29 protein-coding genes are annotated in these 26,701 nt (G+C 41.3%); 3 read left to right on the forward strand and 26 right to left on the reverse strand.

Annotated features, from left to right (window positions below; all coding sequences use genetic code 11):
• Positions 1-232: 232 nt before the first annotated feature.
• The 5 genes from Q7S11_01860 to Q7S11_01880 form a co-directional block, all read right to left on the reverse strand.
• Positions 233-856 carry an NYN domain-containing protein gene (locus tag Q7S11_01860; GenBank protein ID MDO8572498.1) on the reverse strand — a complete coding sequence of 208 codons (624 nt, stop codon included), beginning with the start codon at positions 854-856 and terminating at the stop codon, positions 233-235.
• Positions 857-945: 89 nt separating this feature from the next.
• Positions 946-1,614 carry a hypothetical protein gene (locus Q7S11_01865; GenBank protein MDO8572499.1) on the reverse strand — a complete coding sequence of 223 codons (669 nt, stop codon included), beginning with the start codon at positions 1,612-1,614 and terminating at the stop codon, positions 946-948.
• A gap of 67 nt (positions 1,615-1,681) precedes the next feature.
• Positions 1,682-1,936 carry a DUF397 domain-containing protein gene (locus Q7S11_01870; protein ID MDO8572500.1) on the reverse strand — a complete coding sequence of 85 codons (255 nt, stop codon included), beginning with the start codon at positions 1,934-1,936 and terminating at the stop codon, positions 1,682-1,684.
• A gap of 267 nt (positions 1,937-2,203) precedes the next feature.
• Entirely contained in the window at positions 2,204-2,458 is a 255-nt protein-coding gene (locus Q7S11_01875; GenBank protein ID MDO8572501.1) for a hypothetical protein, read from the reverse strand.
• A 2-nt stretch (positions 2,459-2,460) separates the two neighbouring features.
• The gene (locus tag Q7S11_01880; protein ID MDO8572502.1) at positions 2,461-2,682 is read right to left on the reverse strand and encodes a hypothetical protein; all 222 of its coding nucleotides are present in this window, start codon (positions 2,680-2,682) and stop codon (positions 2,461-2,463) included.
• Positions 2,683-2,825: 143 nt separating this feature from the next.
• Here Q7S11_01880 and Q7S11_01885 point away from each other — a divergent pair, with 143 nt between their 5' ends.
• From Q7S11_01885 to Q7S11_01895, 3 genes are all read left to right on the forward strand, one after another.
• Entirely contained in the window at positions 2,826-4,436 is a 1,611-nt protein-coding gene (locus Q7S11_01885; GenBank protein MDO8572503.1) for an ABC-F family ATP-binding cassette domain-containing protein, read from the forward strand.
• Between the two features lie 20 nt (positions 4,437-4,456).
• Entirely contained in the window at positions 4,457-4,975 is a 519-nt protein-coding gene (locus tag Q7S11_01890) for a GNAT family N-acetyltransferase (GenBank protein MDO8572504.1), read from the forward strand.
• Between the two features lie 159 nt (positions 4,976-5,134).
• Complete coding sequence (locus Q7S11_01895; GenBank protein MDO8572505.1) at positions 5,135-5,377, forward strand: hypothetical protein; 243 nt, start codon at positions 5,135-5,137, stop codon at positions 5,375-5,377.
• Positions 5,378-5,537: 160 nt separating this feature from the next.
• On the opposite strand, the gene Q7S11_01900 is transcribed toward Q7S11_01895, so the two are convergent.
• The 21 genes from Q7S11_01900 to Q7S11_02000 all read right to left on the reverse strand — a co-directional run bounded on the left by Q7S11_01900 (position 5,538) and on the right by Q7S11_02000 (position 26,655).
• A complete protein-coding gene (locus Q7S11_01900) occupies positions 5,538-6,323 on the reverse strand; it encodes an ATP-binding cassette domain-containing protein (GenBank protein ID MDO8572506.1) in 786 nt (261 codons plus the stop codon).
• 22 nt (positions 6,324-6,345) lie between these two features.
• The gene (locus Q7S11_01905; GenBank protein ID MDO8572507.1) at positions 6,346-7,335 is read right to left on the reverse strand and encodes an ABC transporter ATP-binding protein; all 990 of its coding nucleotides are present in this window, start codon (positions 7,333-7,335) and stop codon (positions 6,346-6,348) included.
• A gap of 76 nt (positions 7,336-7,411) precedes the next feature.
• Positions 7,412-8,140 (reverse strand): lysophospholipid acyltransferase family protein, encoded by a 729-nt coding sequence (locus tag Q7S11_01910; GenBank protein MDO8572508.1) that lies wholly within the window; start codon positions 8,138-8,140, stop codon positions 7,412-7,414.
• Positions 8,141-8,145: 5 nt separating this feature from the next.
• Positions 8,146-8,667, reverse strand: a complete 522-nt coding sequence (locus tag Q7S11_01915; GenBank protein ID MDO8572509.1) for a hypothetical protein — start codon at positions 8,665-8,667, stop codon at positions 8,146-8,148.
• Positions 8,668-8,675: 8 nt separating this feature from the next.
• Positions 8,676-9,752, reverse strand: a complete 1,077-nt coding sequence (dnaJ, locus tag Q7S11_01920) for a molecular chaperone DnaJ (protein ID MDO8572510.1) — start codon at positions 9,750-9,752, stop codon at positions 8,676-8,678.
• Between the two features lie 78 nt (positions 9,753-9,830).
• Entirely contained in the window at positions 9,831-11,765 is a 1,935-nt protein-coding gene (dnaK, locus tag Q7S11_01925; protein MDO8572511.1) for a molecular chaperone DnaK, read from the reverse strand.
• Positions 11,766-11,808: 43 nt separating this feature from the next.
• Positions 11,809-12,420 (reverse strand): nucleotide exchange factor GrpE, encoded by a 612-nt coding sequence (locus tag Q7S11_01930; protein ID MDO8572512.1) that lies wholly within the window; start codon positions 12,418-12,420, stop codon positions 11,809-11,811.
• A 161-nt stretch (positions 12,421-12,581) separates the two neighbouring features.
• Positions 12,582-12,965, reverse strand: a complete 384-nt coding sequence (locus tag Q7S11_01935) for a hypothetical protein (GenBank protein MDO8572513.1) — start codon at positions 12,963-12,965, stop codon at positions 12,582-12,584.
• A gap of 26 nt (positions 12,966-12,991) precedes the next feature.
• Positions 12,992-16,921 (reverse strand): NosD domain-containing protein, encoded by a 3,930-nt coding sequence (locus tag Q7S11_01940; GenBank protein ID MDO8572514.1) that lies wholly within the window; start codon positions 16,919-16,921, stop codon positions 12,992-12,994.
• 130 nt (positions 16,922-17,051) lie between these two features.
• On the reverse strand, positions 17,052-17,432 hold the full coding sequence (gene rpsI, locus Q7S11_01945; protein ID MDO8572515.1) for a 30S ribosomal protein S9: 381 nt from the start codon (positions 17,430-17,432) through the stop codon (positions 17,052-17,054).
• 221 nt (positions 17,433-17,653) lie between these two features.
• Positions 17,654-18,010, reverse strand: coding sequence for a 50S ribosomal protein L13 (gene rplM, locus Q7S11_01950; protein ID MDO8572516.1), 357 nt, complete (start codon positions 18,008-18,010; stop codon positions 17,654-17,656).
• A gap of 11 nt (positions 18,011-18,021) precedes the next feature.
• Positions 18,022-18,372 (reverse strand): 50S ribosomal protein L17, encoded by a 351-nt coding sequence (rplQ, locus tag Q7S11_01955; protein ID MDO8572517.1) that lies wholly within the window; start codon positions 18,370-18,372, stop codon positions 18,022-18,024.
• A gap of 122 nt (positions 18,373-18,494) precedes the next feature.
• Entirely contained in the window at positions 18,495-19,457 is a 963-nt protein-coding gene (locus tag Q7S11_01960) for a DNA-directed RNA polymerase subunit alpha (GenBank protein MDO8572518.1), read from the reverse strand.
• 44 nt (positions 19,458-19,501) lie between these two features.
• On the reverse strand, positions 19,502-20,113 hold the full coding sequence (gene rpsD / locus Q7S11_01965; protein ID MDO8572519.1) for a 30S ribosomal protein S4: 612 nt from the start codon (positions 20,111-20,113) through the stop codon (positions 19,502-19,504).
• A gap of 14 nt (positions 20,114-20,127) precedes the next feature.
• Positions 20,128-20,559 (reverse strand): 30S ribosomal protein S11, encoded by a 432-nt coding sequence (gene rpsK, locus Q7S11_01970; protein MDO8572520.1) that lies wholly within the window; start codon positions 20,557-20,559, stop codon positions 20,128-20,130.
• A gap of 79 nt (positions 20,560-20,638) precedes the next feature.
• Positions 20,639-21,019: a 30S ribosomal protein S13 gene (rpsM, locus tag Q7S11_01975; protein ID MDO8572521.1), complete on the reverse strand. Its 381-nt coding sequence runs from the start codon at positions 21,017-21,019 to the stop codon at positions 20,639-20,641.
• 104 nt (positions 21,020-21,123) lie between these two features.
• A complete protein-coding gene (rpmJ, locus tag Q7S11_01980) occupies positions 21,124-21,237 on the reverse strand; it encodes a 50S ribosomal protein L36 (protein MDO8572522.1) in 114 nt (37 codons plus the stop codon).
• A gap of 335 nt (positions 21,238-21,572) precedes the next feature.
• Positions 21,573-21,794 carry a translation initiation factor IF-1 gene (infA, locus tag Q7S11_01985; GenBank protein MDO8572523.1) on the reverse strand — a complete coding sequence of 74 codons (222 nt, stop codon included), beginning with the start codon at positions 21,792-21,794 and terminating at the stop codon, positions 21,573-21,575.
• Between the two features lie 277 nt (positions 21,795-22,071).
• Entirely contained in the window at positions 22,072-23,508 is a 1,437-nt protein-coding gene (locus Q7S11_01990) for a hypothetical protein (protein MDO8572524.1), read from the reverse strand.
• Positions 23,509-23,540: 32 nt separating this feature from the next.
• On the reverse strand, positions 23,541-24,731 hold the full coding sequence (locus tag Q7S11_01995) for a hypothetical protein (GenBank protein MDO8572525.1): 1,191 nt from the start codon (positions 24,729-24,731) through the stop codon (positions 23,541-23,543).
• A 106-nt stretch (positions 24,732-24,837) separates the two neighbouring features.
• Entirely contained in the window at positions 24,838-26,655 is a 1,818-nt protein-coding gene (locus Q7S11_02000) for an alanine--tRNA ligase (GenBank protein MDO8572526.1), read from the reverse strand.
• Positions 26,656-26,701: the final 46 nt, after the last annotated feature.

Here is a 26,701-nt window from a genome sequence, read left to right on the forward strand (position 1 = left end):
ATTATTTTGTAATAATTTGTATTACAATATAATACTACCTTCGTAAGCAGATACTGTCAAGATGTATTATCTCTATACGTTCCAAATACCAAAAATTCCCCGGTTTTTCAATGACTTTGTGGGGATATTGGAGTAGCTACATATACTGAAATTTTACTTGACAGTAATAGTCCGCATACTATATACTTAAAGCACTAAACGTGAACGGCATCCTATATGGGTGCCGTTCTTGTTATCTCCTTTTTAATCGTTCACGAAGATATTCAAAATCCCTAAAATTACTCCCGGCGAATTGACGAATTTCTTTTGCAGTTCTCGGCCCCCTCGCTAGAACAATAACCTCCTTTTTTATTTCTCTAAGATACTTAAGCACGGGCAAGAAATCACCATCACCAGAAAGTACGACGATGCGATCAAATTTATCTCGTTCCTTCATAAGATAAAATGCCATATCTACATCACAGTTCGCTTTTCGTTTTGTTGTTCCATCTTCCTGGTCATACAACTTCACTGGCTTAAGGAATAATTGATACCCGAACTGTTCAAGTCTCAGGTAAAATCTTGTTCTTTGTAGGTGTCTACCGATCAAAAGAATGTCAGCCTCATTAAGTTCTTTTCCGCTGTTCTGCAATAATCCAAGAAGATGTTTTTCGAGGGATTTTAGCGGAACGGTTTCATTTGTTTGATAATTATATTTAAAATTATGAACTTCAACACCTCCGAAGTAGAGTGTTTTCTTGACATCATATTTTTCTTGTAGATACTCTAGTAGTTTTTCGTAATCTATCTTCCACCCTAAACTTTTTTCTCCACCATAAAAGAGATTTGACGCATCAATAAAAGCAAAAGTTTTCATAGCGAAAAATTATATACCCCCAAAATACCAAAAATCCCCCGATTTTTCAATGCTTCCGTGGGGATAGGTAATTAAGCACGTTAAATCGTCTAATCAATATCGAGTAGCGCTTGTTCGGTTTTTTGATATAGTGCAGTTAATTGTTTTTTGTTGTACATATGGGGGTATTTTGTATTAACGATTTTCACGTTTTTTGCCAAAATATCATTTTTGAATAATTCCACCCATACTGCCTTATCATCACCTTTGGAAAAATAAATAAATAATTTATATCCTCGTATATTTTTTACCATTTTTCTGATATCCAATTTAGCGAGGTCTCGCGCTAGGGTTTTACTGATATGAAATTTATTTAATTTATATAAATATTTTCCGGCGCTTTTGAGTGTCCTGTGCCCGTCTTTTGGTATCCATGGCGATGGCGACCAAAAGACAATTTTTTCGATACTTTTAGGGAGTCTTGATAGCATGAGAATGCTCGACCCAAAACTATGGCCGATTATATACACGTGCTTATATTGTTTTCTGCGTGCATAATGCGCAAGAAAATGATTAACTCTTTCTATAATTCTCTTTATGTCTTGATGCAACTTCGTTTTGCCATCATAAAGCGTCAACGAAACAATGTCGCATTTATACTTAATTCTACTTAAGGGGGTAATAATTTCACTCAACGCATTCGTCATCAACCCGGGCAAGATAATAATCAGTCGTTGATTATTGTTTGTAGTTTTCAAATAATATTCCTGATTTTTCATTAATTCTATTTACTTAAAAATATCAAAAATTAAGGGCTGTAATTATTACAGCCCTTAATCAGAAGGTTCACTTTAGATTGAAATCGCCGTTTTTTACTCCCTTGATGAAAAGATCCCATTCCTTGGGAGAAAAAAGTGCTGTGATCTTTTGGGAATCGTTTGTATTACGCACCACGATAACATCATGCCGCTGTGCGACACCAACACAGGTTTTAATCCCCCAACAGATAACGGTACCCTGGGGAGCAACGAAATCTGAATCCTTCAGGCCTTTTGCTGCACGCTGTAATTTGTCCATGAAACGATCACGAGTTTTCGCCATAATGAATCTCCTTAAATTTTCAAGATCAAATGCTACTAACGACCGTTAATAGCTCTGTTGTTAGAATACATCACCGTTTTAATTCGGTCAAGCAAAATTGCAAATTACGAAACTAGAGGGAGATTTTGATCTCCATGAACGATAGCGGATAAAAAGATCCGCAATACTAGAAACTGCAAGCAAAATATGTTGCATGTACACCCTAAAAATACCAAAAATCCACTCGTTTTTCAACCCCGTGGTAGTCCACACTGGGCAGATTATTACTTACGCATACAACGTATGAGAACCGACATCCATAAAATATACTTTTTTCTTGTGTAGTTTTATAATAATTCGATAAGCAAAATTCACAGAAAAAGCATGGTATTTTTTTAATTTTCCGTGCAATTTATGGAGTTTTATTTCCCCCTCGTTCTTTTTATTTTTAAACAACGCAACAGTGCGATAACAATCATCTTGGACCGCGGGAGATAATTTTCGAAAGGAACGCAAGAATCTGGCGGTATAAAGATATTCCATTATTACTTACTTCGTCCCGCTAATTTTTTGAGATCGCCCTTATAGACACGTCCTGTTTTAATATCGTTTTCCGCCTCCTGTATCCGCAAAAGTATCCGTTCTTCGCGAAGACGCTCGAGAGCAAACCGCACGAGATGCGCCTTGCTCTCACTTGTTCCCTGTGCAAGCTCCTCCTCAATAAAATTCTCGAGGTCTTTATTGATGGGTATGGTAATGGTAGTCATATACTATATCTTAGTACTATATTATAGTAATTGCAAGTCAATAAAAGTGGTTCTCTGGAGATACCAAAAATCCCCAGATTTTTCAATGCTTCCGCGGGATACCGCCTATCAAGTTTCCCACAGGTGTGGTATTTTACTCTGTAATGGCCAAAGTAATACTCTCGGCAAAAGATACATCGTTTGAGCTCCAACATAAAACTCTTTTTAAAGAGCTTAATCTGACGATAAAAGAGGGCGATCGGATCGGATTGGTTGGGAAAAACGGCAGTGGAAAAAGCACGCTTTTAAAATTGCTTGCGGGACAAATCGAAACAACAAGAGGCGTGATAGAAAACAAGGGTTCCTCGTACTATCTCCCCCAGTTAGACTTCTCGCTTTTTGGAAGCACCGACAAAATAGAAGAATATGTTTTTCGCCAAGGAGTAAATTGGTCCGCCCTTAATGCAAAGCTTCGCAAATGGTTTAAAGAAAACGAAATCAAGCCTGACCAAAAACTTCAAACACTCAGCGGAGGTGAGTTGATGAAACTCAATCTCGCGATCGCCGAAGCACACAATCCCAATCTCTTGCTCCTTGATGAGCCAACAAACCACCTCGATGCAGAAGGTATTGATATTTTAAAGAAATTTCTCACAACATTCCCGGGGGCATTCATTATTGTTTCTCACGATCCATTCTTTCTTAATCTTGTGGTAAATCATATTTGGGAACTTGAGGAAGGAGCTGTCGCCGAGTATGGAGGGAATTATACACATTATGCCGACCAGAAGCAGTTTAAGAAAGATGCGCGAGAACGGGATTATACGGCAACCAAGAAAAAATTAAAGAAGGTCAAAAAATCCATTGAAGCAGAACAAAAACGCGCAGACCGCTCAAAGCGCGTGGGAAGAAAAGAAGTGTTCGCAAACAACATGCCGCCGGTACTGAAAGGATTTTACGCAAACCAAGCATCCGGTACCGCGGGCAAGCAGGGAAAAAAACTAAGAAAAATCATGGCGCAACGAGATGAGAAAGCCAGTACATTAAAAAAGGAGAAACAACGTCCGCTGCGGTTTGTGATCGACCACGACACTTCCGGCGCGCGAAAAACGTTAATTGCCATTAATGACGGAGTGCTTGGGGTTGCAGAAAAAACTCTTATCGAAAATATCGACCTTCGCATTGTTTATGGCGACCGCCTTGTGTTAGTCGGCAAAAATGGCAGTGGAAAAAGTACGCTTGCAAAATCTATTGCAGGAGAAGATGCTGTGGTGGAACTCGGAGGGTACGTCAAACGCTCCCCCGACGCAGGTGTGGTGTATGTGGACCAGAAATACCAAATCATCGCCCCCAACCTTACGCTTATCGAGAATGTGGAAAAATATAATCCGAAACTTACTCATGAAGAAGTGCGGAGACAACTTGGTCGTTTTCTTTTCTATAAAGAAGAAGACGCGCGCAAGAAGGCGGGAGTCTTGAGTGGAGGCGAGGCGGCACGTCTTGTGTTTGCGATGGTCACGGCGGGATCAGTCGATCTTCTGGTGCTTGATGAACCAACCAACAACCTTGATATTGAAACACTTGATATTATCGCGGATGCTTTGAAAGATTTCGCGGGCGCATTGGTGATAATCTCTCACAACATACATTTTCTTAAACGTATCGGTATAGACACCGCGCTTATCATCGACAAAAAGAAACTCAAAACCATGCGCTCGTCCCCCGCCGAACCAGAAGCGTTTTATAACGAGATGGTTAGTAGCATGAGTTCGTAAAAACATATAATATTAAATGTATGTCACCCAAGTTAGTAAAACCAAATACAACGTACCAAAAAAGCTATACTGAAGCTCTTTGTGAATTTCTTACTGAGTCTCAATCTCCAGAACATATTGAATCAGAAATTAGAAATGTACTAGATTCTATAAACCACAAAAATGATGCTGCGCAAGGAAAAAATTTAGTTAGTGGTGAAGTGACTCGAAGTGAATTTTGGCTCATTGATAAAGAAAAATACATCGGAATGATACAGATTAGACATAAACCAAGTGGTCGAATTCCTGAAGCAGCGAGCCATATTTATTATGAAATACGTCCATTAGAGCGTGGAAAAGGTTATGGTGTTGAGATTCTTCGACAAGGACTTATTGAGGCAAAAGGGCTCGGGTTGCAAGAGATAATTATTACCTGTGATAAGAATAATATTCCGTCTCAAAAAATTATTCAAACAAGCGGTGGTCAATTTATCGCGGAGATACCTATGCCTAACAAAGAAATCCCCCTTCTTAAATATAAAATTTCTTTGAGTGAATGAGGAGGAGAAAACCGCCCCGAAAATAAATTCGGGGCGGTTAAAAGGGACTATCGAATGTAGTTAGCCACGAGAATGGTGTTCGTGACCATTAGGGGCTTGAATGCAAATACAAGCCATTTGGGGTTTCCCCGTATCGAGCCGCCAGCTTGTGATTCTGGCATGCGTAGCTTCGATTTCCGCAACCTTAACTGGCCGCATACGCAGTGTACGGTCGTCTGGGTTATTGGTTTCAAGCATCACTTCATCATCACCAACAGAAAAATGCTGGTGGAGCAAGTTCACCCCGAAACGGTCAAGGCACCTGTGCTTCTTCAGTACTTCCGCAACATCCGCAAGACATTTCTCGTCACTTACAGAGAAGAGAGGAACCTGACTAAGGTCAGGGAGTGGATTGGTTTGTGAAATGTTCTGCATTTAAGTACCCTCCTGGGGTTCAAATGGCCACTAACGAATGTTAATAGCTCTGTAAGGCAGAATACATTCTAGATAAAATATGTCAATAGTGGCAAGTGGTAATAAATTCTTAGTATTTTGAAGGCTTTGTGGAAATAGAAAAAATAATCTACCGTAACCCAATATGAAGCTCATAAATGTGGCGATAGGAACCATTAGGAATTTTCATAAGTTCATCGTGACTGCCTTGCTCGATAATATTACCACCGGCCAACACTAAAATTCTGTTTGCCTTGCGTACCGTACTTAAGCGGTGAGCAATAATAAATGTGGTACGTCCTTTCATTAACCGCTCAAGAGATTCAGTAATACTCCTTTCGGTCTTGGGATCAAGCGCGCTTGTCGGCTCATCGAGAATAAGAATTTTGGGATTGCGTAAAATGGCGCGAGCGATCGCAATACGCTGCTTTTGTCCTACAGAGAGCTTCACCCCCCGCTCACCTACCAACTGTTCGTACTTCTTCCGAAAACCTTCAATGAACTCGCTCGCATATGCTTCTTTAGCGGCACTATAAATCTCCTCATCAGATGCGCCTTGATTCCCATGACGAATATTCATTTTTATTGTGTCATTGAAGAGCACTACTTCCTGTGGCACCACGGCAATATACTTTCGCAAAAATTCCAAATCAAGATCACTGGTTTTATGCCCATCAACCAACACATTGCCACTTTTAGGAAAATAATAACCGGAAATAAGGTCGACGAGCGTGCTTTTACCCGCACCGGATTCTCCAACGAGTGCAACTACTTCCCCCGCAGTTACAGAAAAATTCACATTTTTGAGCACAGAATCCCCGCGTTTATAGGAAAATACAACATTCGAAAACTCGATATTCCCCTGCAGTGGAGATAAGTTCTTCTTTTTTCCAAACCGATATCGCTCTATAGGCACCGCGAGTATTTTTTCCGCACGTTCAATCGCAATAATGCCGTTTTGGATGATCTGCCAATTGTGTCCCAGTGTTACAAATGTGTCCCAGTGTTACAAATGGACCAAAGACCATAGCCGCATATCCATTGAGCGCGATGAGTCCTCCAATCGTAAGTTCCCCTGCTTGAATAAAATGTACCGACAAAATAAAAATAGTAAGCTGTGTCGCCGCAATCACCATACGCTGATAAAATCCAATGCCACTCCAAATTTTCTCGACCTTATACCAAAATGTTGCCGCTTTGTTGATAAATTTTCTCCTTACTTTTTCTGATTCATATTCTTCCCCTGTTGATTGCTTGATCGTTTGCGTATTGGCAAATGCGTCATATGCATCCCCATATGCTTCATTCCACGCCTTGTTCCCCTTTCGTTGATATTTCACAATCGGAGGAACAATGATTGCAAGAAGTATCACATAGACTATGATTCCAACAACAATAACAGAAGCGAGAAGTGGATGAATTAAAAAAGCAATAGTAACGCCGACTGCGACACTAAGAAATTGCGGGGCGAGATTGATCACTACCTGTTCAATAATATTCGAGAGCGCATTCCCTGCTCTCATAAAACGATCCCAAATAATTCCCGTTTTATATTCCTTATGAAACGAGAGCGGGAGTCTTAAAAGGTGGGCGGTTGCACGTGCGGGATATTCCGCATGGATAAATGTTCCTATCCGTCGACGTTCCTTATCGTTGATCCAATCAGAAATATTTGCGACCAGTTGTACAATTACCCAAAATGCAATAAATCCCGTCCACTGGGGCATAACAACAGGATAGTTAAACATAAGTGATGGATTGAGTAAGGAATCTAAAAACTTTCCAACAATAAAAGGCACTGATGCATTTGCAAACGCAGAAAATACCCCCAAAAGAGAAAGAAAGGTAATTTCTTTTTTATATTCCCCGAGATACTGGAAAAGTATTTTCCAGCCTTCTGTAAGATTAAGTGTTGCTTTTTTCTGCATATCCCTCTATTTATAGCATTTCAAGGAACTTGCCACCAATCAAAAGTAATAAAAGGTGGGGAGCATGAATCCTCTATTATCGTGCAACAGGTACTTTGTTAAAATTCGAGATACGTACATGTTCGCGAGCGGATGAATTGTGTAATTTTGCAACTTGCAACATTATTAATTGTGCCGCGTGTTTATAGTCCTCAATGGTTACTGTTGCAACATCAGGAAAAATATCTTTGGGATACAGTGGTTTCCCATATTTAATACTGATTTTCCTTCTGCGCAACACAAAATCAATAGGACTCATTTTGAAATGACCGTTCATTGCGACGGGAACAATAGGCACTCCTGTTATATGAGAAAGAAATGCAACACCTCCTTTCCCATTTCCCACTTCCCCGTTCTCTGTTTTCCCTCCTTCGGGAAACATAAGAATGCTTTTGCCCGCATTAAGGATATTGATGTGTTCTTGAAGCGAGAGTGTGTAATCTTTCTTTCCTGTATGTGCAGGATACGCTCCCCACAATTTAAACCAAAATCCACCATAAATATATTTACTGAAACCGTCTTTTTCGTAAAATTCCCGCTCGCGAGCAACATAAAATATCGGCGTTATGGGAGAGAAGGGATTAAGACTCGCAGGCACCAAAATGGGATCAAGCTCACTTCCGTGATTAGCCGCAAAAATTACTCCGTGGGAAAGCCCCTTAAGATTTTCCTTCCCAAAAACTTTGAAGCGTGCAAAAAAACCAAGCACTAGCCATGTCGGAATCCAAACGAGTGTCTGTAATATGAATGGTGAAAAATACCTCATTGTTATTATTTTCGTTCAATAAAAAACACTAGCCCCAAAGAACCTGCTATCCAAAAAAATAACGCCATAGGCGCTATGAATAACTTATCAATACTGGGAGAAAAATTATATATAAGTACTTCCCCGTGAAGTAACTGATAATAATACGCAAGAATGAGCCCTGATGAGGCAAGTCCGAGGGATATAGATTGGAAAAACTTCATTGTCCCCGATGGATAGTCGCCGTGGATTATGCTTCTTAAAATCACATGTACTATTAAAAAAAATATGAAGAACGAAATGACATTGACCAAAAATGCGCTATGGGGAAAAAGCGATGCGATAATTTTTTCCCGAAAAGAAAAAGCGACATACATCGAATGCGCGCCAATGAGTGCGATTAAAAATGAAATAGCGCTCCGCTTCCCCGCATAAAACGCAAACGCGGATAGTGAAACGATGATTACTAAAATGGCAATGGTATCGAGTGAAAAGCTCGCTAGGGGACTGAGGACATTTGCTAATATCTGCTTGCTTTCCATTGGCATAATCTTAATTATATTCCCTCTTTTTTAAGATTTTCTATGATGCCTTCAACTCGCTTCGAGAGCTTGCCCGGCATTTTTATATTAAGTTTGACCAATAAGTCACCCCGACGCTTGTGGTCAATGGGCACTCCCCTTTCTCGGACACGTAAAATTTCTCCGAATGAAACTCCGGGAGGGATTTTGAGAGATAGCGTACTCCCTTCAAGGGTGTTGATTGTATACTCTCCACCCAAAAGTGCGTCTGAAAGTTTAATACTAAGATCCATCACAATGTTGTTGCCCTCGCGCTTGAATACTGGATGCGATGTGACATGAATCTTGACATAGAGATCACCTGCCACTCCCCCTGAAACTGCTTCTCCCATCCCTGATAATCTAATCATTTCGCCAGCCGAAATTCCTGCTGGAATTTTTATGGTGATACTTTCTTCACGTTTTTCTACACCAACACCTTTGCAGGTAGGACATTTTTCTTCAGGAATCTGCCCTCGTCCATGGCAAGCGCTACAATCCACAACGCTCGTAAATACGCCGAAGAATGATTTACGCGTTTCATGAACTTTTCCTTGTCCATTACACGCAGAACATTTCTTCATCGAAGATCCCGGCTTGCCGCCTGACCCGTTGCACGTCTGACACGCAGAAACTTTATTGAGAAGAACGCTTCGCTCGGTACCCAAGATCGATTCAGTGAATGAAATCTGAAGGTCAATGGAAATATCTCTCCCCCTCTTTACCTTACTTCTTCCCCCCTTTGCACCACCAAAAAAATCACCGAAAATTTCATCAAGATCAACACCTTCAAATCCTTGCTGTCCCCCAAATCCAGAAAAATCGAAGCCGCCAAAACCTTGTCCGCCCTGTGGTCCACCCCCGGCAAACGTTTCCCCGTACGAATCATATTCCGCGCGCTTTCGGTCATCCGAGAGTATCTGATACGCTTCATTTACTTCTTTGAATTTTGACTCATCGCCCCCTCCTTTGTCGGGGTGAAATTTATGTGCAAGCTTCCTGAACGCCTTTTTAATCTCTTCTTTTGAGGCGCTTTTGGGAATCCCTAAAATTTGGTAATAGTCTTTTGCCATAAAATGTTGTTTATTGCCATATTATATCACAGCGGTTGTTTAAAAAAACAAACATGTGCTTGTTTTTTTAAATGAACGCTATTTTTGGGGCGCTTCTCCGCTATCCCCCTCTTTGAAATCCGCGTCGCGGACATTTCCGTCTTGCCCTGAACTTGTCGAGGGGTCGCCACCTTTTTTATCATCTTTTTTATCAGAGGATGTAGTACTGGCTTGCGCTTTTGCCATCGCTTCACCAATCTTTTGCATTTCAAGCGAAAGTTCTTCAGTCGCTTTCTTGATGACTGTTGAGTCATTGCCGTCCTTAACGCCTTTGAGTGCCGTAACCTTTGCTTCAACAGCTGATTTTACTGGAGCAGGCACCTTGTCGCCTGCGTCGCGAAGTGATTTTTCCGCAGTATAGATGGTCTGCTCGGCAATGTTGCGCGCATCGACAGAATCCTTTTTCTGACGGTCCGTTTCTGCATTTGCTTCCGCCTCTTTACGCATACGTTCAATATCTTGTTCTGAAAGTCCCGAACGCGCCTCAATGCGAATTGATTGTTCTTTGCCGGAAGTTTTCTCGCGCGCTTTCACATTGAGAATGCCGTTTGCGTCAATATCAAAGGTCACTTCGACTTGTGGCATACCGCGAGGTGACGGCGGAACTCCGTCGAGAATGAAGCGACCAAGACTCTTGTTATCTGCCGCCATAGCGCGCTCTCCTTGCACGATATGAATCTCCACCGATGTCTGATTATCAGCGGCAGTTGAAAACACTTGAGATTTTGATGCTGGAATTGTGGTATTGCGTTCAATTAATTTTGTCGCGACTCCGCCGAGTGTTTCGATGCCAAGCGAAAGCGGAATAACATCAAGAAGCAAAACGTCTTTCACATCACCCTGCAAAATTCCCGCCTGAAGCGCGGCACCAAGAGCAACAACTTCGTCAGGGTTGATCGAGCGATTCGGCTCTTTTCCAAAAAGCTTTTTCACCGCATCGATAATGGCAGGCATTCTCGTCTGACCTCCCACTAAGATCACTTCTTGAATTTCCCCTATTTTAAATGGTGATGCGCCGATCGCTTTTTTCGTGATCTCAATTGAACGATCAATGTATTCGCGTGCAAGCTCTTCAAGAGTTGCGCGGGAAAACTTCAGAAGCAAGTGTTTTGGACCAGAAGCGTCGGAGGTAATGAATGGAATATTGATTTCTGCTTCAGTTGTTGTTGAGAGTTCATGCTTCGACTTTTCTGCCGCTTCCTTGAGCCTCTGAAGCGCTAAAACATCTTTGGTCACATCAATGCCACTTTCTTTTTTGTATTCATCGGCAATCCAGCGAATGATTTTTTGATCAATGTCTTCCCCGCCCATGTGCACATCGCCATCGGTTGACTTCACTTCGATGACATCATCGGCAACTTCAAGCACGGAAACGTCAAACGTACCACCACCGAAGTCATAGACAACGATTTTTTCATCTTTCTTTTTATTAAAACCATATGCAAGCGCCGCCGCGGTTGGTTCATTGATAATGCGCTTTACGTCAAAACCAGCTATCTTTCCGGCATCTTTGGTTGCCTGTCGCTGACTGTCATTAAAGTACGCGGGAACGGTAATCACTGCTTCAGTAATTTTTTCTCCAAGTTTTGCTTCTGCGTCGACTTTCAGTTTTTGAAGCACCATCGCTGAAATCTCTTCGGGGCGGTACCATTTCCCACCCATATCAACCTTAACCCCGTCATTATCGGCGCGTTCTATCGTAAATGAAACATTTTTTTTATCGCGAATTACCCCCTCATCATCAAAACGATGACCAATCAAACGCTTGATACCAAAAAGTGTGTTCTTTGGATTGGTCACTGCCTGTCGCTTAGCTAAAAGACCGACGAGACGTTCCCCTGCTTTTGATTGAGCGATCACCGAGGGTGTAGTGCGTACCCCTTCGGCATTCTCAATAATCTTCGGCTCTCCGCCTTCCATAACCGCCATTGCTGAGTTTGTAGTTCCCAAATCTATACCTATTATTTTTGCCATAATTTTATTTTAAAATGATATTAATTAATGTTAAGTTTATGATTTATAATTTTTCTTCAAACACTGCAACCTTAACATTGGGCGGTTTAATTATTTTTCCATTGAGCGCATATCCCTTCTGAACCACCGCGACAATTATATGATCTTCCTCCGGATTATCTGTTGGTACATTTTCAAACGAAGCATGGTGCGTAGGATCAAATTTTTCTCCAACGGGATTTAGTTCTTTTAGCCCGTGTTGTATGAGCGTGCCCATAAGCTTACTGTGAATATACTCAACGCCTGTCCGCCAATTTTTATCCACCTTCTCCCATGCTTCTTTGTTCCCAAATGCCATTTCAAAACTTTCAATGACGGGCAAAAGTTCTTCAATAAGACCTTCGTTCGCAAACTTAATGAAATTATTTCTGCTTTCTTCGTCAGATTTTCTTGCGTTTACGAAATCGGCTTTTGAGCGCTGCCATCCGAGAAGATATTCCTGTTTTTCTTTGACGCACACCTCGAGTTTTTGCCGTAACTTTTTCATGGCATCACGCGAAAGCGTTTCTCCTACCTCATCATCAATTTCCTTATCAAAGATGACATCATCATACTCATTATTTTCACCCTTGTCAAGAGGGGTTTCGTCTTGATGATTGTTATTGTTTTTATTCATAGAAAAAAACGTGGTGCGTTATGTAAAGTATATACAAAATTATGGGAAAATTGAAGGGGCTATTTTAGCAGTTTTTTGAGGATGGGAAATTATTTATTTCCCCGCTTCAACTTAAGATAGGTGCGCACGATTTTTACTAAGGAAGTGATGATGGGGAATGGTTAAATTTTTTGATTTTCTTTTCGCAACTTCCAGGATTTTATGCCGATGACAACCAAGGAGAGAAGGAAAAAGGAAGGAAGAATAAAGAGGTATATTAAAATTTGTGCTTCACTTGAATCAAATTCATGTCTACCTATGACAGTAAGTGGATCAGTTACTGGCGCCGTTACCGCAAAATAGATGACGCCTAAAGAAATAACGAAAAATGCGACACAAAATTTCCACCACAGACGAAACACTTCTTCTTTTGAAAACGAGAGGATTATCGCAAGAACTAGCATTGTAATTGCATAAATCCATAAATCACCAAGATCATCGCTCCCCATAAAACCGAGAATAGCGAAGGCAATCAAACAGGTAAAAACTATTTTTAAATACTTCATATTTGTATGCATTAACTTTTAAACTCCTAATACCCGACCAGTAACTGTCCTTTGTCTGTCATCACCGTAACCACCGCAATTCCCGGCTTTGATATTTTTATTTTTTTACTTTTTCCCTCTTCAACCTCATCCACAATCTTGGTTTCGTTGATTGCTTGTTTATATTTCGTTTCAATTTTGCGCATATCCTTAAGATGAATTTCTTGAGAGAGTGACTTTAGTATATCATTTTTGAATTTCCATTCATATTCGAGTGTTGTTTTTGGTGTTGCTGTGGCAATGCCATTGTAGATGATCGTATTAAAAACAACCTTAATTTCCGTGGGTTCTTCTTCGTACTCAAGGAAAGGGATGTTGGTTGTGTTGCCTGCTTCGTCGGTAATCGTGGTGCTGGTTGCGGTGGTGTTTACCGTAGTGGATGAGAGATTATCGATGCCCGTGATAAAAAATTTGTTGGCAGCGGGGTCAAAAGTAAAACGTGCTTCTGGTGGGGTTGCATCATAGATAGTGGTACCGCCAAGAGTTGGTTTAAGTGTGGAATCGATTGTGTTATCGTTGTTGAAATCAATCGCGAGTGTAGTCGTAGTTGAAAGTACTCCTGTCCATGTAAGAGTCACTTGTGTGGTTGTAGCAGTGGGAATAGCTTCGTAGGTGGTGGAAGCCATGACAATGTCGCCACGAAGCTCTTCAAGGTCAAGAGTGAACGAACCTGAAGCGTAGGCATCAAGTTTTACGGTATGCAAAGTATCGGCAGAAACAATGATAATTTTGGTATCACCAAGAGTGTAGTAAGTACTACCCTTGATGCCTTCTTCAATCAATCCCGTGGTCGTCGAGATACCAGTATGGTTGCCTGCTTGGTCATAGATGTTGAGGTTGAGGGGTGAATGAAGTTGATACTTGATATATGGTTTTGTGGAGACAAGTAATGAAGAATCATTGGTAATATATTGTTCAGGGGTCGAACTGCTTATGACAATCGAATGGATGAAGGAGCGAAGGGGATCAACTTCAAGAATATTTTTGTGCTCACGGTCAATTGTTGATGTTAAATTGTTATACTTTCCCAAATCCACCCACCACTTTTGCGTCATTGAAGAAGTCGGCATGAGATGCGCGCTTTCTTCCACCACTGTTTTGTCGCCGTTTAACGTTACCTTATCTTGAATTTTAATGACATCAACATATCTCTCACAAATAATTGGTTGTGGTGCGCCGATTGTTTGCGGTGTCGATGGGGGATCTCTGGGGATACATACTTTATTCTTTTCGTAACGAATCACCGCGGGAGTATATATCCCCCACCCTGCGATTTCATAAACCATAGTCGATGTGGCAGGAGTCCATTGGTCGAGCGTCGCGTGGATTGTTTCGGCGTTTGAAAGCAGGGTTGAATTTCCAATCGCAGGAGAAGAAAGATCGTCATAGGCAGGTACAGCCCGTCCGTCACCGCCCGTGAGATAATCTGCAAGCTCATCATAGGTGTCGATGGTATCGCCATAACGTGCTGAGATTACGGGACTCACTGCGTTTCCTCCAAACTCAATGAGCGGCGTTGAGGAGCCGATGTATGCACGCGATGGAAGGAGATTGTATCCCGTTGGCATATTGTGCAAAAGGTCACGAACGCGCTCCGCATCCATGAGAAAACCTAATGGACCAAGACTTCCGCCATGAAGAAGCTGGCCGACAGTGTCAGGCGTTCCTGCTTGGGGAACGGCGACAAAAATAACATTGTCGATTCTGTCGTAGAGGGGGTCGTTGGCCTCCTTCAGTTTTTGAATGAGCGCCTTGGTGACGAGTCCACCGTTTGAATGCGCAACGATGGTGACCTTTTGGGTCTTCGACGAATCCGCGAGTATTTTCAACTGCTTGTATAGGTAACTATTTGTGAACCCTTGCGGGGTACTGTATGAAATCCCGTCAGTTGATGTTGCGCCATTCTGAAGAATATCCTCGAGTGAGAGCCGCCAATCGTATGCGATCATAGAGTAATCGTTGATGATGTGATCGGCTTCTTTCCACTTCTTGAGGTCGTTTATAAACGATTGGTAAATATTGGAAGCATATACTTCATCAATAACACCAGCGGTGCCTTCTTTTGTGTATAACGAGTTAATGCTCTTCCCTGCTCCATTGAGTACGAGGCGTTGGTGATTGCAGTCCAGTATTGAAACCCAGCGTTCTTTTTCATTGTTAAATACTCCACAATCGCTGCTTTTTTCAAACAGTCTTGATCCCATCATCCCCGGCAAAAACAGAACGTTGGAATAACAGTCGGCGGTGCAGGGAGGGGGTATATTGTTCCACCCATCTTGTGTTGTCCACGGAAGATTATCCTGCCCGCCATAAAAAATATATGGCGAATCGCAGAAGTTGTCGTTATTTGAATCACTACAACCCTCTGCTGTCGTATCAAAGTTACTCCAGTAGTTGCCACCGATTGATGGGGTGAGATTAAAAACATTACCGTTGCCACCATTGACACGAGCCTGCGTAAAGTTGCCGATAAGATTGTTGTTGTAAACTTGGTTGTTGTTGGAAGAGAATAGATAGATTCCGTAAACGTTATTGTTTGATGCAGTGTTGTTTGTCAGAATGTTGTTACTGGATAAGGAAAATAAGATTCCATAAAAGTTGTTCCCTAACACAGTGTTGTTTGTCAGTGTGTTATTGTTTGAGGAACCATAGAGGAGAATTCCGGAGTTGTTGTTTGATGCGATATTGTTTGTCAGAACGTTATTGCTACTGGAAGAGTCGAGATAGATTCCAGAGTTATTGTTTGAGGAATTTACGTTCGCAATTGTGGATGAGCTTGTTTGTATGAGAAATAAGCCGTTGTTTTTCTTCGTTATCGAACCGTCAATTGTGATATTGTTTATATTTGAACCGCCGGCGTTGCACAGTATCAATTCAGAAAAAGTTTCATTACTTAAGGTAACCGCGCTGTTGAAGTATCTGATTGGTCTCCCGCCGGAACCAATAGTGTTGGTAATACTGTTGTCACAATGGCTATCTGACGATACTTGAACATGAAGGTCGTCGGAAGAGTTTTCCTGCGCAACATTGTTCATCAGAATATTATTACTGGAAAAGTAGAGGTAGATTCCAAAACCATTTGAACTCGCGGTATTGTTGGTTAAAGTGTTGTTGTTACTAAGATATCCAAGAAAGATTCCGTAACTATTTGAGGTCGTAGTGTTGTTGGTTAAAGTGTTGTTGGATCCACGGAGTAAGATTCCATTCAAAAATTTCTTAACATTTAAATTCTTGATAGTAACGCCAGTCCTTCCAGAAAATCCGGAAAGATAGACACCGTTTCCCGTATTGCTCCCGGTTAACATGTGGCTGTTGCCGTCAAGCGTTATGCCATTGCTGTCGATCTGAATGGTCTCGGTTAAATCCACATTCAGTGTGCAGGTTTTAATAGCGGAATCCCAGTTGCCAATCAAAGTGCAATCGCCGCCAGTGGCATCATCACGAATGAACTTGGTGCTTTTGTGGGTTTGGATAAAGACAATGTGGGGAGTTGAAATGTCTTGCGTGTATGAATATGCGCCGTTTTCGTCAGTGGTAAATTGAGTCAGGTTGTGATAATTGTCTTCATATTTATAGTAAGTGGTTGAGGTAGTAAAACCATAAAGGGTGATCTGGGTTGAGGTTGCAATTAAAAGAGCGGGCGACTCAATCGTCATTGTTACCATGTTGGGAACCGACTCCATTCTAAGTTTGATTACTTCTGTGCTGTCTAAACTGATATTTAAATATGCGCTGTCGGTGATAGAAAAGTTTGCGCTCGTACCTTCTACGACGCCTGATCGTGTCGATGGTTCAAACGATGGCAACTCTTGAGCTCTTGCGCGATCAGCGAATAAGAATACCCCTGCGACAAAAACCGCCGCAAGTACAAGATGGGGCGCAAAGAAAAACTGTGATTTTAGGTTCGATATATTCATAACATCTACACCCTAGCAGAGTTGTTCAGGGGGTCAACAGGCAAGTTTCTAGCCCTTTTCTCCCGCAATTCTGTAAACTAACATTTACTCCCTAATGCGCCTTAGGGGCACGGGCGACACTAGCCATCGCTTAGCGTTTAGACCACTGCGGAGCTTTGCGGGCTTTTTTAAGACCGAATTTTCGGCGTTCTTTCATTCTTGGATCTCGCTTGAGAAAACCAAGTTTCTTCAAACGCTTACGAAGTTCCAAATCATATTTTACAAGCGCACGAGAAATGCCATGGCGAAGCGCTTCCGCTTGGGAATGAATCCCTCCGCCGTAGAGACGTCCTTCAACATGAAACTTTGTTAAAACTTTTGATTTGAGACCTGCATCGGCGACAATCATCTGAAGTTCTTTGGTTGGGAAATATGTGGCGAGGTCTTTGTGGTTGATAGTAAAGGTATTCTTTGAGCTTTCTGTAATTCTCACACGAGCAACAGATGTTTTCCTTCTTCCAATAGCAGAAATATATCGCCCCGTTGTTTTTGTGGTTGGTTTTTCAACATCCCGCACAAGTGCGTGATCTTCTTCCTGTGGTGTAGAAATTGCACGCGCTGACGTAGTCGCAACTTTTTTAGCGGTTGGCTTGGTTTTTGTTTTTACCCCTTTGACTGCGAGCGACTCAACAGGGGTGCTTGTGGTTTTTGTATCGTTTTCCATAAATAATTATTCAAATTATATTTACATTACTACAGACTAATTTTAAGATTCTTCATCATTAACGGACGGATACTGTTGCGCGCCAACATTCGAGTAATCGCCTTGATAAGAACCTCTTCATATCCCTTTTTTGCGATCATGCTTTCAAGCGTCTGCTCTTTAAGACCGCCCGGATATCCGGAATATGATTGATATATTTTTTGCTTTGTTTTCTTTAATGAAATGGAAAGTTTTGATGCATTAATAATCTCTACTTTTGAAGTAGGGATGGTATGTCGTTCAAATGAAGGAGAATTCTTACCACGTAATGAGGCCGCCGCTTCGGTCGCAACCCTGCCAATCGTTCTTCCTGTCGCATCAATAGTATGTGTTTTTGTTGTTGTCATAATTATAGTATCTAAACAAATTCAATGATCGCCATTTTACTTGCATCTCCTTGACGCGGAGTGAGCTTCACAATTCGTGTATAACCACCCGTACGCTCTTTGTATCGAGGTGCTATTTTCTCTACAAGCTTTTTAGTGGCACTTTCATTACCCAACCGAGACACCAATAGCCTGCGAGAAAAAACATCTCCCTTGCGCCCACGTGTTACCATTTTTTCAATATATGGTCTAAGTTCTTTTGCTTTTGCTTCCGTTGTTCTAATCTTCTCTTTTATTATAAGAGAGCAAGCAAGAGAACGAATCAGCGCTTGGCGTTGGTCGGCCGTTCTTCCAAATTTTCTAATTGCGTTGTGGTGTTTCATGGTTAAACCAATATTAAAGTTAAAAAATCAAAGTTTAAAATTTTTGTATTCGCCTGTCTGCGTGCATCGCACAGGCAGGCCAGCGACGAATACCATGATTTTTCATTTTGATATTTGCATTTTTATTTTTCCCTAAGAACTAGGCCAAGATTCCCAAGCGCCCGCCTGATTTCCTGAATTCCCTTTTCGCCAAGTCCCTCGAGCTCAAGAAGATCTTCTTCACTTTTCTTGGAAAGTCCCCCTACGGTTCTGATGTTTGCGCTTGCAAGAGCATTCGCAGTACGCGTCGAGAGATCGAGACTTTCGACTTTCATTTTTGAAACTTCTTCTTCGTCGGTGGTTTTGATTGCGTTTCCTTCGCTAATATCAACTCCACTTGAAACAAACTCTTCTTCCTTAAATCCAACAATCGACTTAAGTTGATTGATCATTATCTCGATTGATTTCTCGAGTGCTTCACGTGGAGTAAGTGTTCCATCTGTCTCAATGGAAATTTTGAGCCTGTTGTGGTCTGTCCTATCACCTACGCGCATGTTTTCTACTTCGTAATTCACGCGACGAATTGGAGTAAATATAGCATCTACCGCAATAGTTCCAATGTCCACTTTTTCTTTTTGATGTACATCTTTTGCAATATACCCGAGACCTTTCTCGACTCTCAATTCTATATCAAGCGTTGTTCCCTTGTCAGTAATAGTAGCGATCGGAGCATCTTTTGATAATACTTCAACTTGACCGGGAACTTTGATGTCTGCCGCCGAAACATTTTTTACACCCTTCACCGTCAATGTTACGGTTTGCGGTTCATCAGTCAACATCTTGAACCGTACTTTTTTTAAATTAAGCAATATGGTGATAACATCTTCTTTCACGCCTTGAATGGTTGAAAACTCATGTGACACGCCACTGATCTTTACAGACGTAATCGCCGCTCCCGGAAGAGACGAGAGAATGATCCTTCGTAATGAATTACCAAGTGTGTGACCATATCCCGGGTACAAACCGTCAATCTCGTAAACACCGGAGATTGCATCTTCGGAGATTACACGAGGTTTTGAGGGAAGAATGACATTGTATTCAGGCATAAATTTCGAAATAATTAATAAATAATAAATTCCAATAATAAAATTTATCTGCTGTAAAATTCAATAACTGAAGCTAGGTTAAACGTCATCTCTCCTTCTGCAAGTTTAGGGCTCGAAGCAAGAGTCCCCTTAAGTTGCACCGGGTCCATTGTCGCCCAGTATGGAGTTTTATGCTTTTCGAGGCGCTCAGCTAATCCTGAAAAAAGTACTTTTGATTTGCTTCCCTCACGTATTGCAAGAACGTCTCCCGTTTTGACACGATACGATGGAACATTCATTCTTTTTCCATTCACGGTAATGTGCCCATGTGACACCATTTGGCGAGCAGTCGATCGAGCAGTAGCAAACCCCAAGCGGTATGCGACATTATCAAGACGTGACTCAAGATTCTCATAGAGTCGCTCAACGGGATTTGTTCCTGATTTCGAAGAAGCTTCTTTCACATAGTTTGAAAATTGTTTTTCACGAAGTCCATACGTATTGCGCACCTTCTGCTTTTCACGAAGCTGAGTACCAAACTCGGAAACACTTCCACGATGCTTGCGATCGCTATCCCGAATACCAGGAGGGTACGGCTTTTTTACCGAGGCGCATTTATCGCCACGCCCACAAATACTTTCTCCTAATCTTCTACATGTTTTACAACTTATTCTCATATCAGTTAAAATAATTATACTCTTCGGGGTTTCTTTGGCCTTGGTCCATTGTGTGGAACAGGTGTTTTGTCGCTAATCCCCGTAATATCAATCCCTTTTGAAGCAAACGCTCTAATCGATGATTCACGACCAGAACCAACACCCTTCACCACCACATCAACTTCCTTGATTCCCATGAGTACTGCTTTCTCGCCAATTAGTTCTCCAACTTTTGCAGCTGCAAACGGTGTCCCCTTTTTAGCTCCAGAAAATCCAAGCGCTCCGCATGATGAAAATATAAGCGAGTTTCCTTCTTTGTCGGTCACAAGGAGTTTAGTGTTGTTATATGTTGATTGAACATATAAAACACCTGCCGTAACACGTTTCTTGGGTACGCGCGCCGCCGATTGAGATATTTGCCCATCTTCTTTGTCTCCTCCCTTTTTTACAATTCGTTTTTTTCCCATGTTTATTTTATAGCTTCGTTAGCTTCTAGCTTCTTAAGCTTCGGAAGCTTTTGAAGCTCGTGAAGCTGGAACCTTGTTTCTATGTCTTCTCAACCTTGCGACGACCAGAACCCATGGTTTTTCTCACGTTTCCGCGAACAGTGCGAGAATTTGTCTTTGTTCTTTGTCCGCGTACCGGCAATCCGCGCATATGACGACTACCACGATAACTTTTAATGTCCTTCAATCGCTTAATATTCATAGAGATCTCGCGCTTAAGATCTCCTTCAGTCTTAAATGTTTCAATAATCTTTCTGATCTTATTTTCATCTGCAGGAGACACCTCTTTCCCCTTTGTATCAAAACTTACCCCCGCCTCATTAAGTATTTTTTGTGCACGAGCACGTCCAATACCAAAGATTGCGCTTAATCCTATCTCTAATCTTTTATTGTCTGGTATGGTAATTCCTGAAATACGCATAAAATGAAGTTTTTAAAGTTTATAAAGTTAAAAGTTTATAAAGTGAATCTCTTTGTTGTTGTCTGACTTTATGAACTTTATGGACTTTATAACTTTCTACTTGGTTATCCTTGCTTCTGCTTGTGTTTTGGGTTAACACAAATAACATACAAAAGTCGTTTTCGTCTGACCATTTTGCATTTTACGCAGATTTTTTTTACCGATGATCTAACCTTCATCCTATAATGAAAACGGCATCGCTCTTAATTGACGGAGCAGATGTGCCATATTATTTTGTTATTAATTATATTTCGACACAGTACTTACTCATAAAATTATGCTCTTCCTCCAATACTGTTTCCCCTGCCTGCCAGTAGATAGGACAGACGAGTACTGCGGGATTCGTAGCACATATACACAAAAATGAAACCAATGGTTTGCCATACAAACCATCAGTAATAATTCTCAAAACCAAAACAATGGCTAAAATTCCGACTGCCTGCACTACAATGCCCGGAGACGTAAAAATGCGAGTATTTTTGCACAGGAAGACCAGAGTGCGATTATATATTATTTATAATCTTTTGACAACCCTTCCTTTCCCACCATAGGGGTCAAGCTTAATCATAACTTTATCGCCAATAAGAACCCGAATGCGATTAAACCGCATTTTCCCTGAAAGGTACGCGAGTATAACACTTTTATCAGGAAGCTCAACACGAAACATTGTATCCGGTAATGCCTCGGTGACAACCCCGTTAACGTGAAGGTCCTTATCGTCTTTTATATCAACCATTTTTTGATGTAAAGATATTATCAAATATAAACAAAAGCGTCAAGGAAATAAAGCGAGTTCGGTACAGATTATCAACTAATCAATCTGCGCCAGATGTGGTTATCTAAAGCACTATCCCCCTCCCGTTTTAATAATATCCTGGCGGGGTAATATTAAAACTATTAACAATACCTCCCCTATTTAAATAGTAGGTAGTTGTATGTCTCGCCTTTCCAGTATAAATGTTAAAATATATATACTTTATATCACCCTGGGATATCGCGATAGAAATCTACTTTTATTCAAGTGCTTCAACGATGGTAATGTTCTTAGGATTTTTAGGAAAATTTGTCATCCAAAATGGCTGTATAACTGCTTCTGCTTTCCAAATTGAAGCATATTGACTAATAACATTCTTAAATCCATCTTTTTTAGAAACACCCGTAAGTTCCCCCTTAAGTTTTTCTTGGTCAACATCCCACACAATAGAAGCTTGACCCGATATCACCAGAGAAATGTCTTTTAGATTTCCTGGATCAAGAATCTCGTGTTTGGGCTCCACATCAAGTTCCTCAATATTACGAATTAGCAAAGGACTTCCGTCATATGAGTCATCTATTTTTTTGACGATAAACCCACTAAGAATGCTTCTATTGAACATAACACCGTACAGTGAGCCTTTTACCGTGATATGAGTCGGATTTTGAGGATTTATTGCCTCAAGGTCATTAAATATTATGAATATGGTGCTATCGTAGAGGATAAAACCCTCCGGAATCTGTGCTCGCGCTTTTTTAATGAGTTCACCTCGCAATGATTCTTTTAAGCGAGCAACTGCTTTATTTTGATCCTCTTCCGAAGGGACTTTTACCTTGCCAGAAAACCCTCCCATCAAAGGAGTCTGGGATCGAGCATAAAATTTTGTATAACGGGGATCACCCTTAAAACCAGGAATGGTAAAATCTGATGGACCACTGTTGTATTCTTCGCCCGGAGCGTCTCCATAAACTTTCGCTTCAACGCTTCCCGGGGTGGTTTTACCTCCCGCAACAGACATTCCGGGCACTACGATTGAGTTATCAATACGATAAATTTTTCCGCTCTTTGATTCAAACCGTGTATTTTTAATCAATCGCTGACTTGCTGTACTATATTCGTTGTAAATTTTTATTGTTCCCGAAGCTTTTTTTGTTATCTCTTTCTCAAGTGTTGCGGGAATATCTTCCGACATTTCTTCATTGGGGAGAGGAATCTTTTGGTAAGGAACGAACCCTTCTTCGGTTGTATTTTCTCGCGCAACAATATCCAACTCAAGGGAAACAGATTTATTAAGTGGTATTATTTTAATTGTTGCTCCAAAAAAAATAGTGGAAAATGCAACACCAAGCGTGCCAACAATGACCACTACGGCAAGAATCCAAAGTACAAAATGAGAAGATTTTTTTTTGACATTATTTGAATTGCTTATCCGTGAAGACATACCGCTGCGAGAATGCTCGAAATCAGACACGTTCGATTCTGTGTGGTACGACTTCTTTATCAAGCGAGGAAGAAAATTTTCTGGCTGACCACTTTGTAAAATCATTGGTGGTTTCTCGACAGTATCGTGTAAATCACGTGATTGTGTTGGGGCACTATTGGACGATGCACCAGGAATCTCACCTGAAACATTTTTGAACCCTTCTTTCATCCTCTTGGAGGGAAACACGACATCCTGAATAATTCTTCTTGCCATAAATTTCTTAGTATTGTATCAAATAAAAAAAATTATATATGTCCGAGCTCGACAATACGATCAGCAAACAATGCTTCAACAACAATGAACGGGTCTTTTTCGGTCTGCGGACTGAAAATGGAGAATTTTCCCATGGTTGCATTATCGAGCAACGTGACTTCAAATGGTGATCCTGTTCCGGTAAATTCTCCTAGACTTGGGGATGTGAGACAATCAAAAAACCATGGAGCAACATCAGCGTCCGAAGTGAAGAAAACTGTATTCGGAAGTGAAATATCATCAGAAAGACTTCGGAGTCCCTCTTTGAGCGAATAGGTCCATTCCCCCTTTGATTCATTAAGAATTTTTTGAATCTTTACCTTAGTACTATCGTTCGTCTTCCCTTCACGATACATGGTGTAGAGTGAGGCAACTTCTTCCGGTATCGTATTTAATCCACTTGATAGTCGTCGTAGTAAATAATTCTTCCCCAAGGGAAATGACGCCGTCTCGAGAAGAACATTGCTTTTCACCAATGATATGTCCGCAACTTCGCCACTGATATCCATAAATAAGAAGTCGCTCTTGTGTGAGAAAATATCGCGTATCGTGCTAAATGCGGTAAGTGAAAATGAACTAAATTTAATATTTCGTGAACCAAAAATTTTAGATACGCGAGATTTCACTGAACTCAATACTCTTTTGGGGACCATGCTGATGTAGAGTGATATCTCAAGATTTTTTGCACGCATGCCGTACGGATTATCTGTAACATATCCATTCAACTTCATTTGAATGGTATGCGTTTCCATAATTTCTACTTCTTCCTCCCCCATACGTTTATACTTGCCAATATTGTGTGCCTTAAAACTTTCGATTTCACTCTCAACAAGATCATCAATACCATGTCTACTTACTGCAAATTCTTTACCTTGTTTCATCTTTATCACACGAGTCTGAGATACATACCATGGAGATGAAAAAACGCATAAAAAACTTCGTGGATTTTGCATTCCTGACTTCTGCATCCTTACCAACACCTTTTCAAGCGTCTCGAGCATAGAAGAAAGAAATCTCCCGAAATTAAGATCACTTTGAAATACCATACTTTCCCGAGCACTCCAAAGTATTTTTGGGGTAGAACCAGCCTCAAAGGAAATAAGCGCTCCACCAATACTCGCTGAACCAATATCAAAGACTGCAATGGTAGTCTTTTTGTCGGATTTTTTTAAAAAAGAGAACATACATGTTCAGTATAGCACAATAGAAAATAAGCTATGTGGAAAATTGAATCGTTAGAGCACTGAAACGTCTAGCCATAACAACCGTGGTGAATTTCCATAGGAAACATTATTCCACAACTGCCTTAATGCGCCTTACTCCAGCCGCAACCGCCTCTTCTTTTATTATTTTAAATTTACCGATTTCTTGTGTGTTTCCTACGTGAGGACCCCCGCATAATTCGCGAGAATAGACCACGCCATCAGACGCTTTAACCACATACACATTGACCGTATTCGGATACTTTTCCCAAAAACTTCCCTCAACGCCCACTTTTTGTGCTTCATCTTTTGGCATCTGTTCAATGACCACCGTGCATTCCTTAATAATCGCTTCGTTAACATAGTCTTCCACTTTTTTGAGAATCTCTGGAGATACTTTTTCCGGATGAGTAAAATCAAAACGCGTGCGTTCTTGGGTGATATTGGAACCTGCTTGATGCACATGGTTACCCAAATATTTACGCAACCCTGCGAGCATCAAATGTGTGGAAGTGTGAAGCATGGTGGTTTTCTCGCCTGTGTCAGCGAGTCCTCCTTTGAATTTTTGTTCTGCACCAGCGCGAGAGAGGTCTTGGTGTTTTATTAATATTTCAGCATATTTTTCCTCGAACCTATCTTCTAAACTCATTTTCTTCTCTTGCACAATCTCTTTAGTCATTTCAACAGGAAAACCGTAAGTTTGGAAAAGATCGAACGCCTTTTTTGCAGATAATTGATTACTCGAAATAACCTCACCATCACCAAGGTTACGCACCTTTTCAAAACGGATGAGTCCTAATCCAAGCGTCTTTCTAAACTTATCCTCTTCAGCCCTAATCTCAGTTGCAATATGTTCTGCTTTTTGAGTGATGTTGTTGTATACCCCTTTATATTTTTGAGCAACAGTCGGCACAAATTGAGAAAGCATATTGTGTGAAATGCCAAGCACGTCTGCGTAACGCACTGCGCGGCGAAGAAGGCGGCGTAAAATATATCCTTGATCAGTATTGGACGGAACTACCCCATCAGCAATCATAAAGACTGCTGTTCGAATATGGTCTGCGATGATACGTGCCGCACGTTCGTCGTATTCCCCCGCAGAAGATCGGATTTGTTTCATAAGCGGAGCAAATAAATCCGTATCAAACACATTATTCGTCTCCTGCATCACCATCGTAAGCCGCTCAAGTCCCGCGCCCGTATCAACATTTTTATTTTTAAGCTTTCCAATCACTTTGCCATCCTTTTTTTCATATTCCATAAACACGTCATTCCAAATTTCAACCACATCTTGCCGCTCATCAGCTACCAAATATTCTTCTTTACTCATTCCTTTATCAATTTTACCTGTTACATCGTAGAACATCTCCGTATCGGGACCGCATGGGCCATTGTCTCCCGCGCTCCACCAATTTTTACTTGCAGGCAAGAAATAGATTCTTTCGCCTTTGATGCCCTTCTCTTCAAAAATCTTTTTCCAAATTTCCGCTGATTCATTGTCGCGCGGCGCATCATCATTTCCCTCAAACACAGTCACGTAGAGCCGATTTGGATCAAGCCCGAGCCCCTCTTCTTTTGACGTAAGAAATTCATAGCTCCACTTGATTGCATCCTCTTTAAAGTAGCCCCCGAGCGACCAATTGCCAAGCATTTCAAAAAACGTGTCGTGAGTGTTGTCCCCTACTTCATCTATATCCTGCGTACGAACGCATTTTTGAGCATTTACGAGACGTTTCCCTGCCGGGTGTGGCGCGCCAAGAAGATACGGTACGAGCGGTTGCATGCCCGCAGTCGTAAAAAGCACCGAGGGGTCGTTCTCGGGCACAAGAGAAGCCGAGGGGATGATTGCATGCCCTCGTTTTTCAAAAAATTTGAGGAATTTTCCCCTAATCTCTTTTGAGTCCATAATACCCATTACTATAGCAGAAAGTTGCCAGCAAAAGAACGATACG

This window comes from bacterium, from assembly GCA_030648955.1.
Classification (GTDB): domain Bacteria; phylum Patescibacteriota; class Minisyncoccia; order Phycocordibacterales; family JAUSHB01; genus JAUSHB01.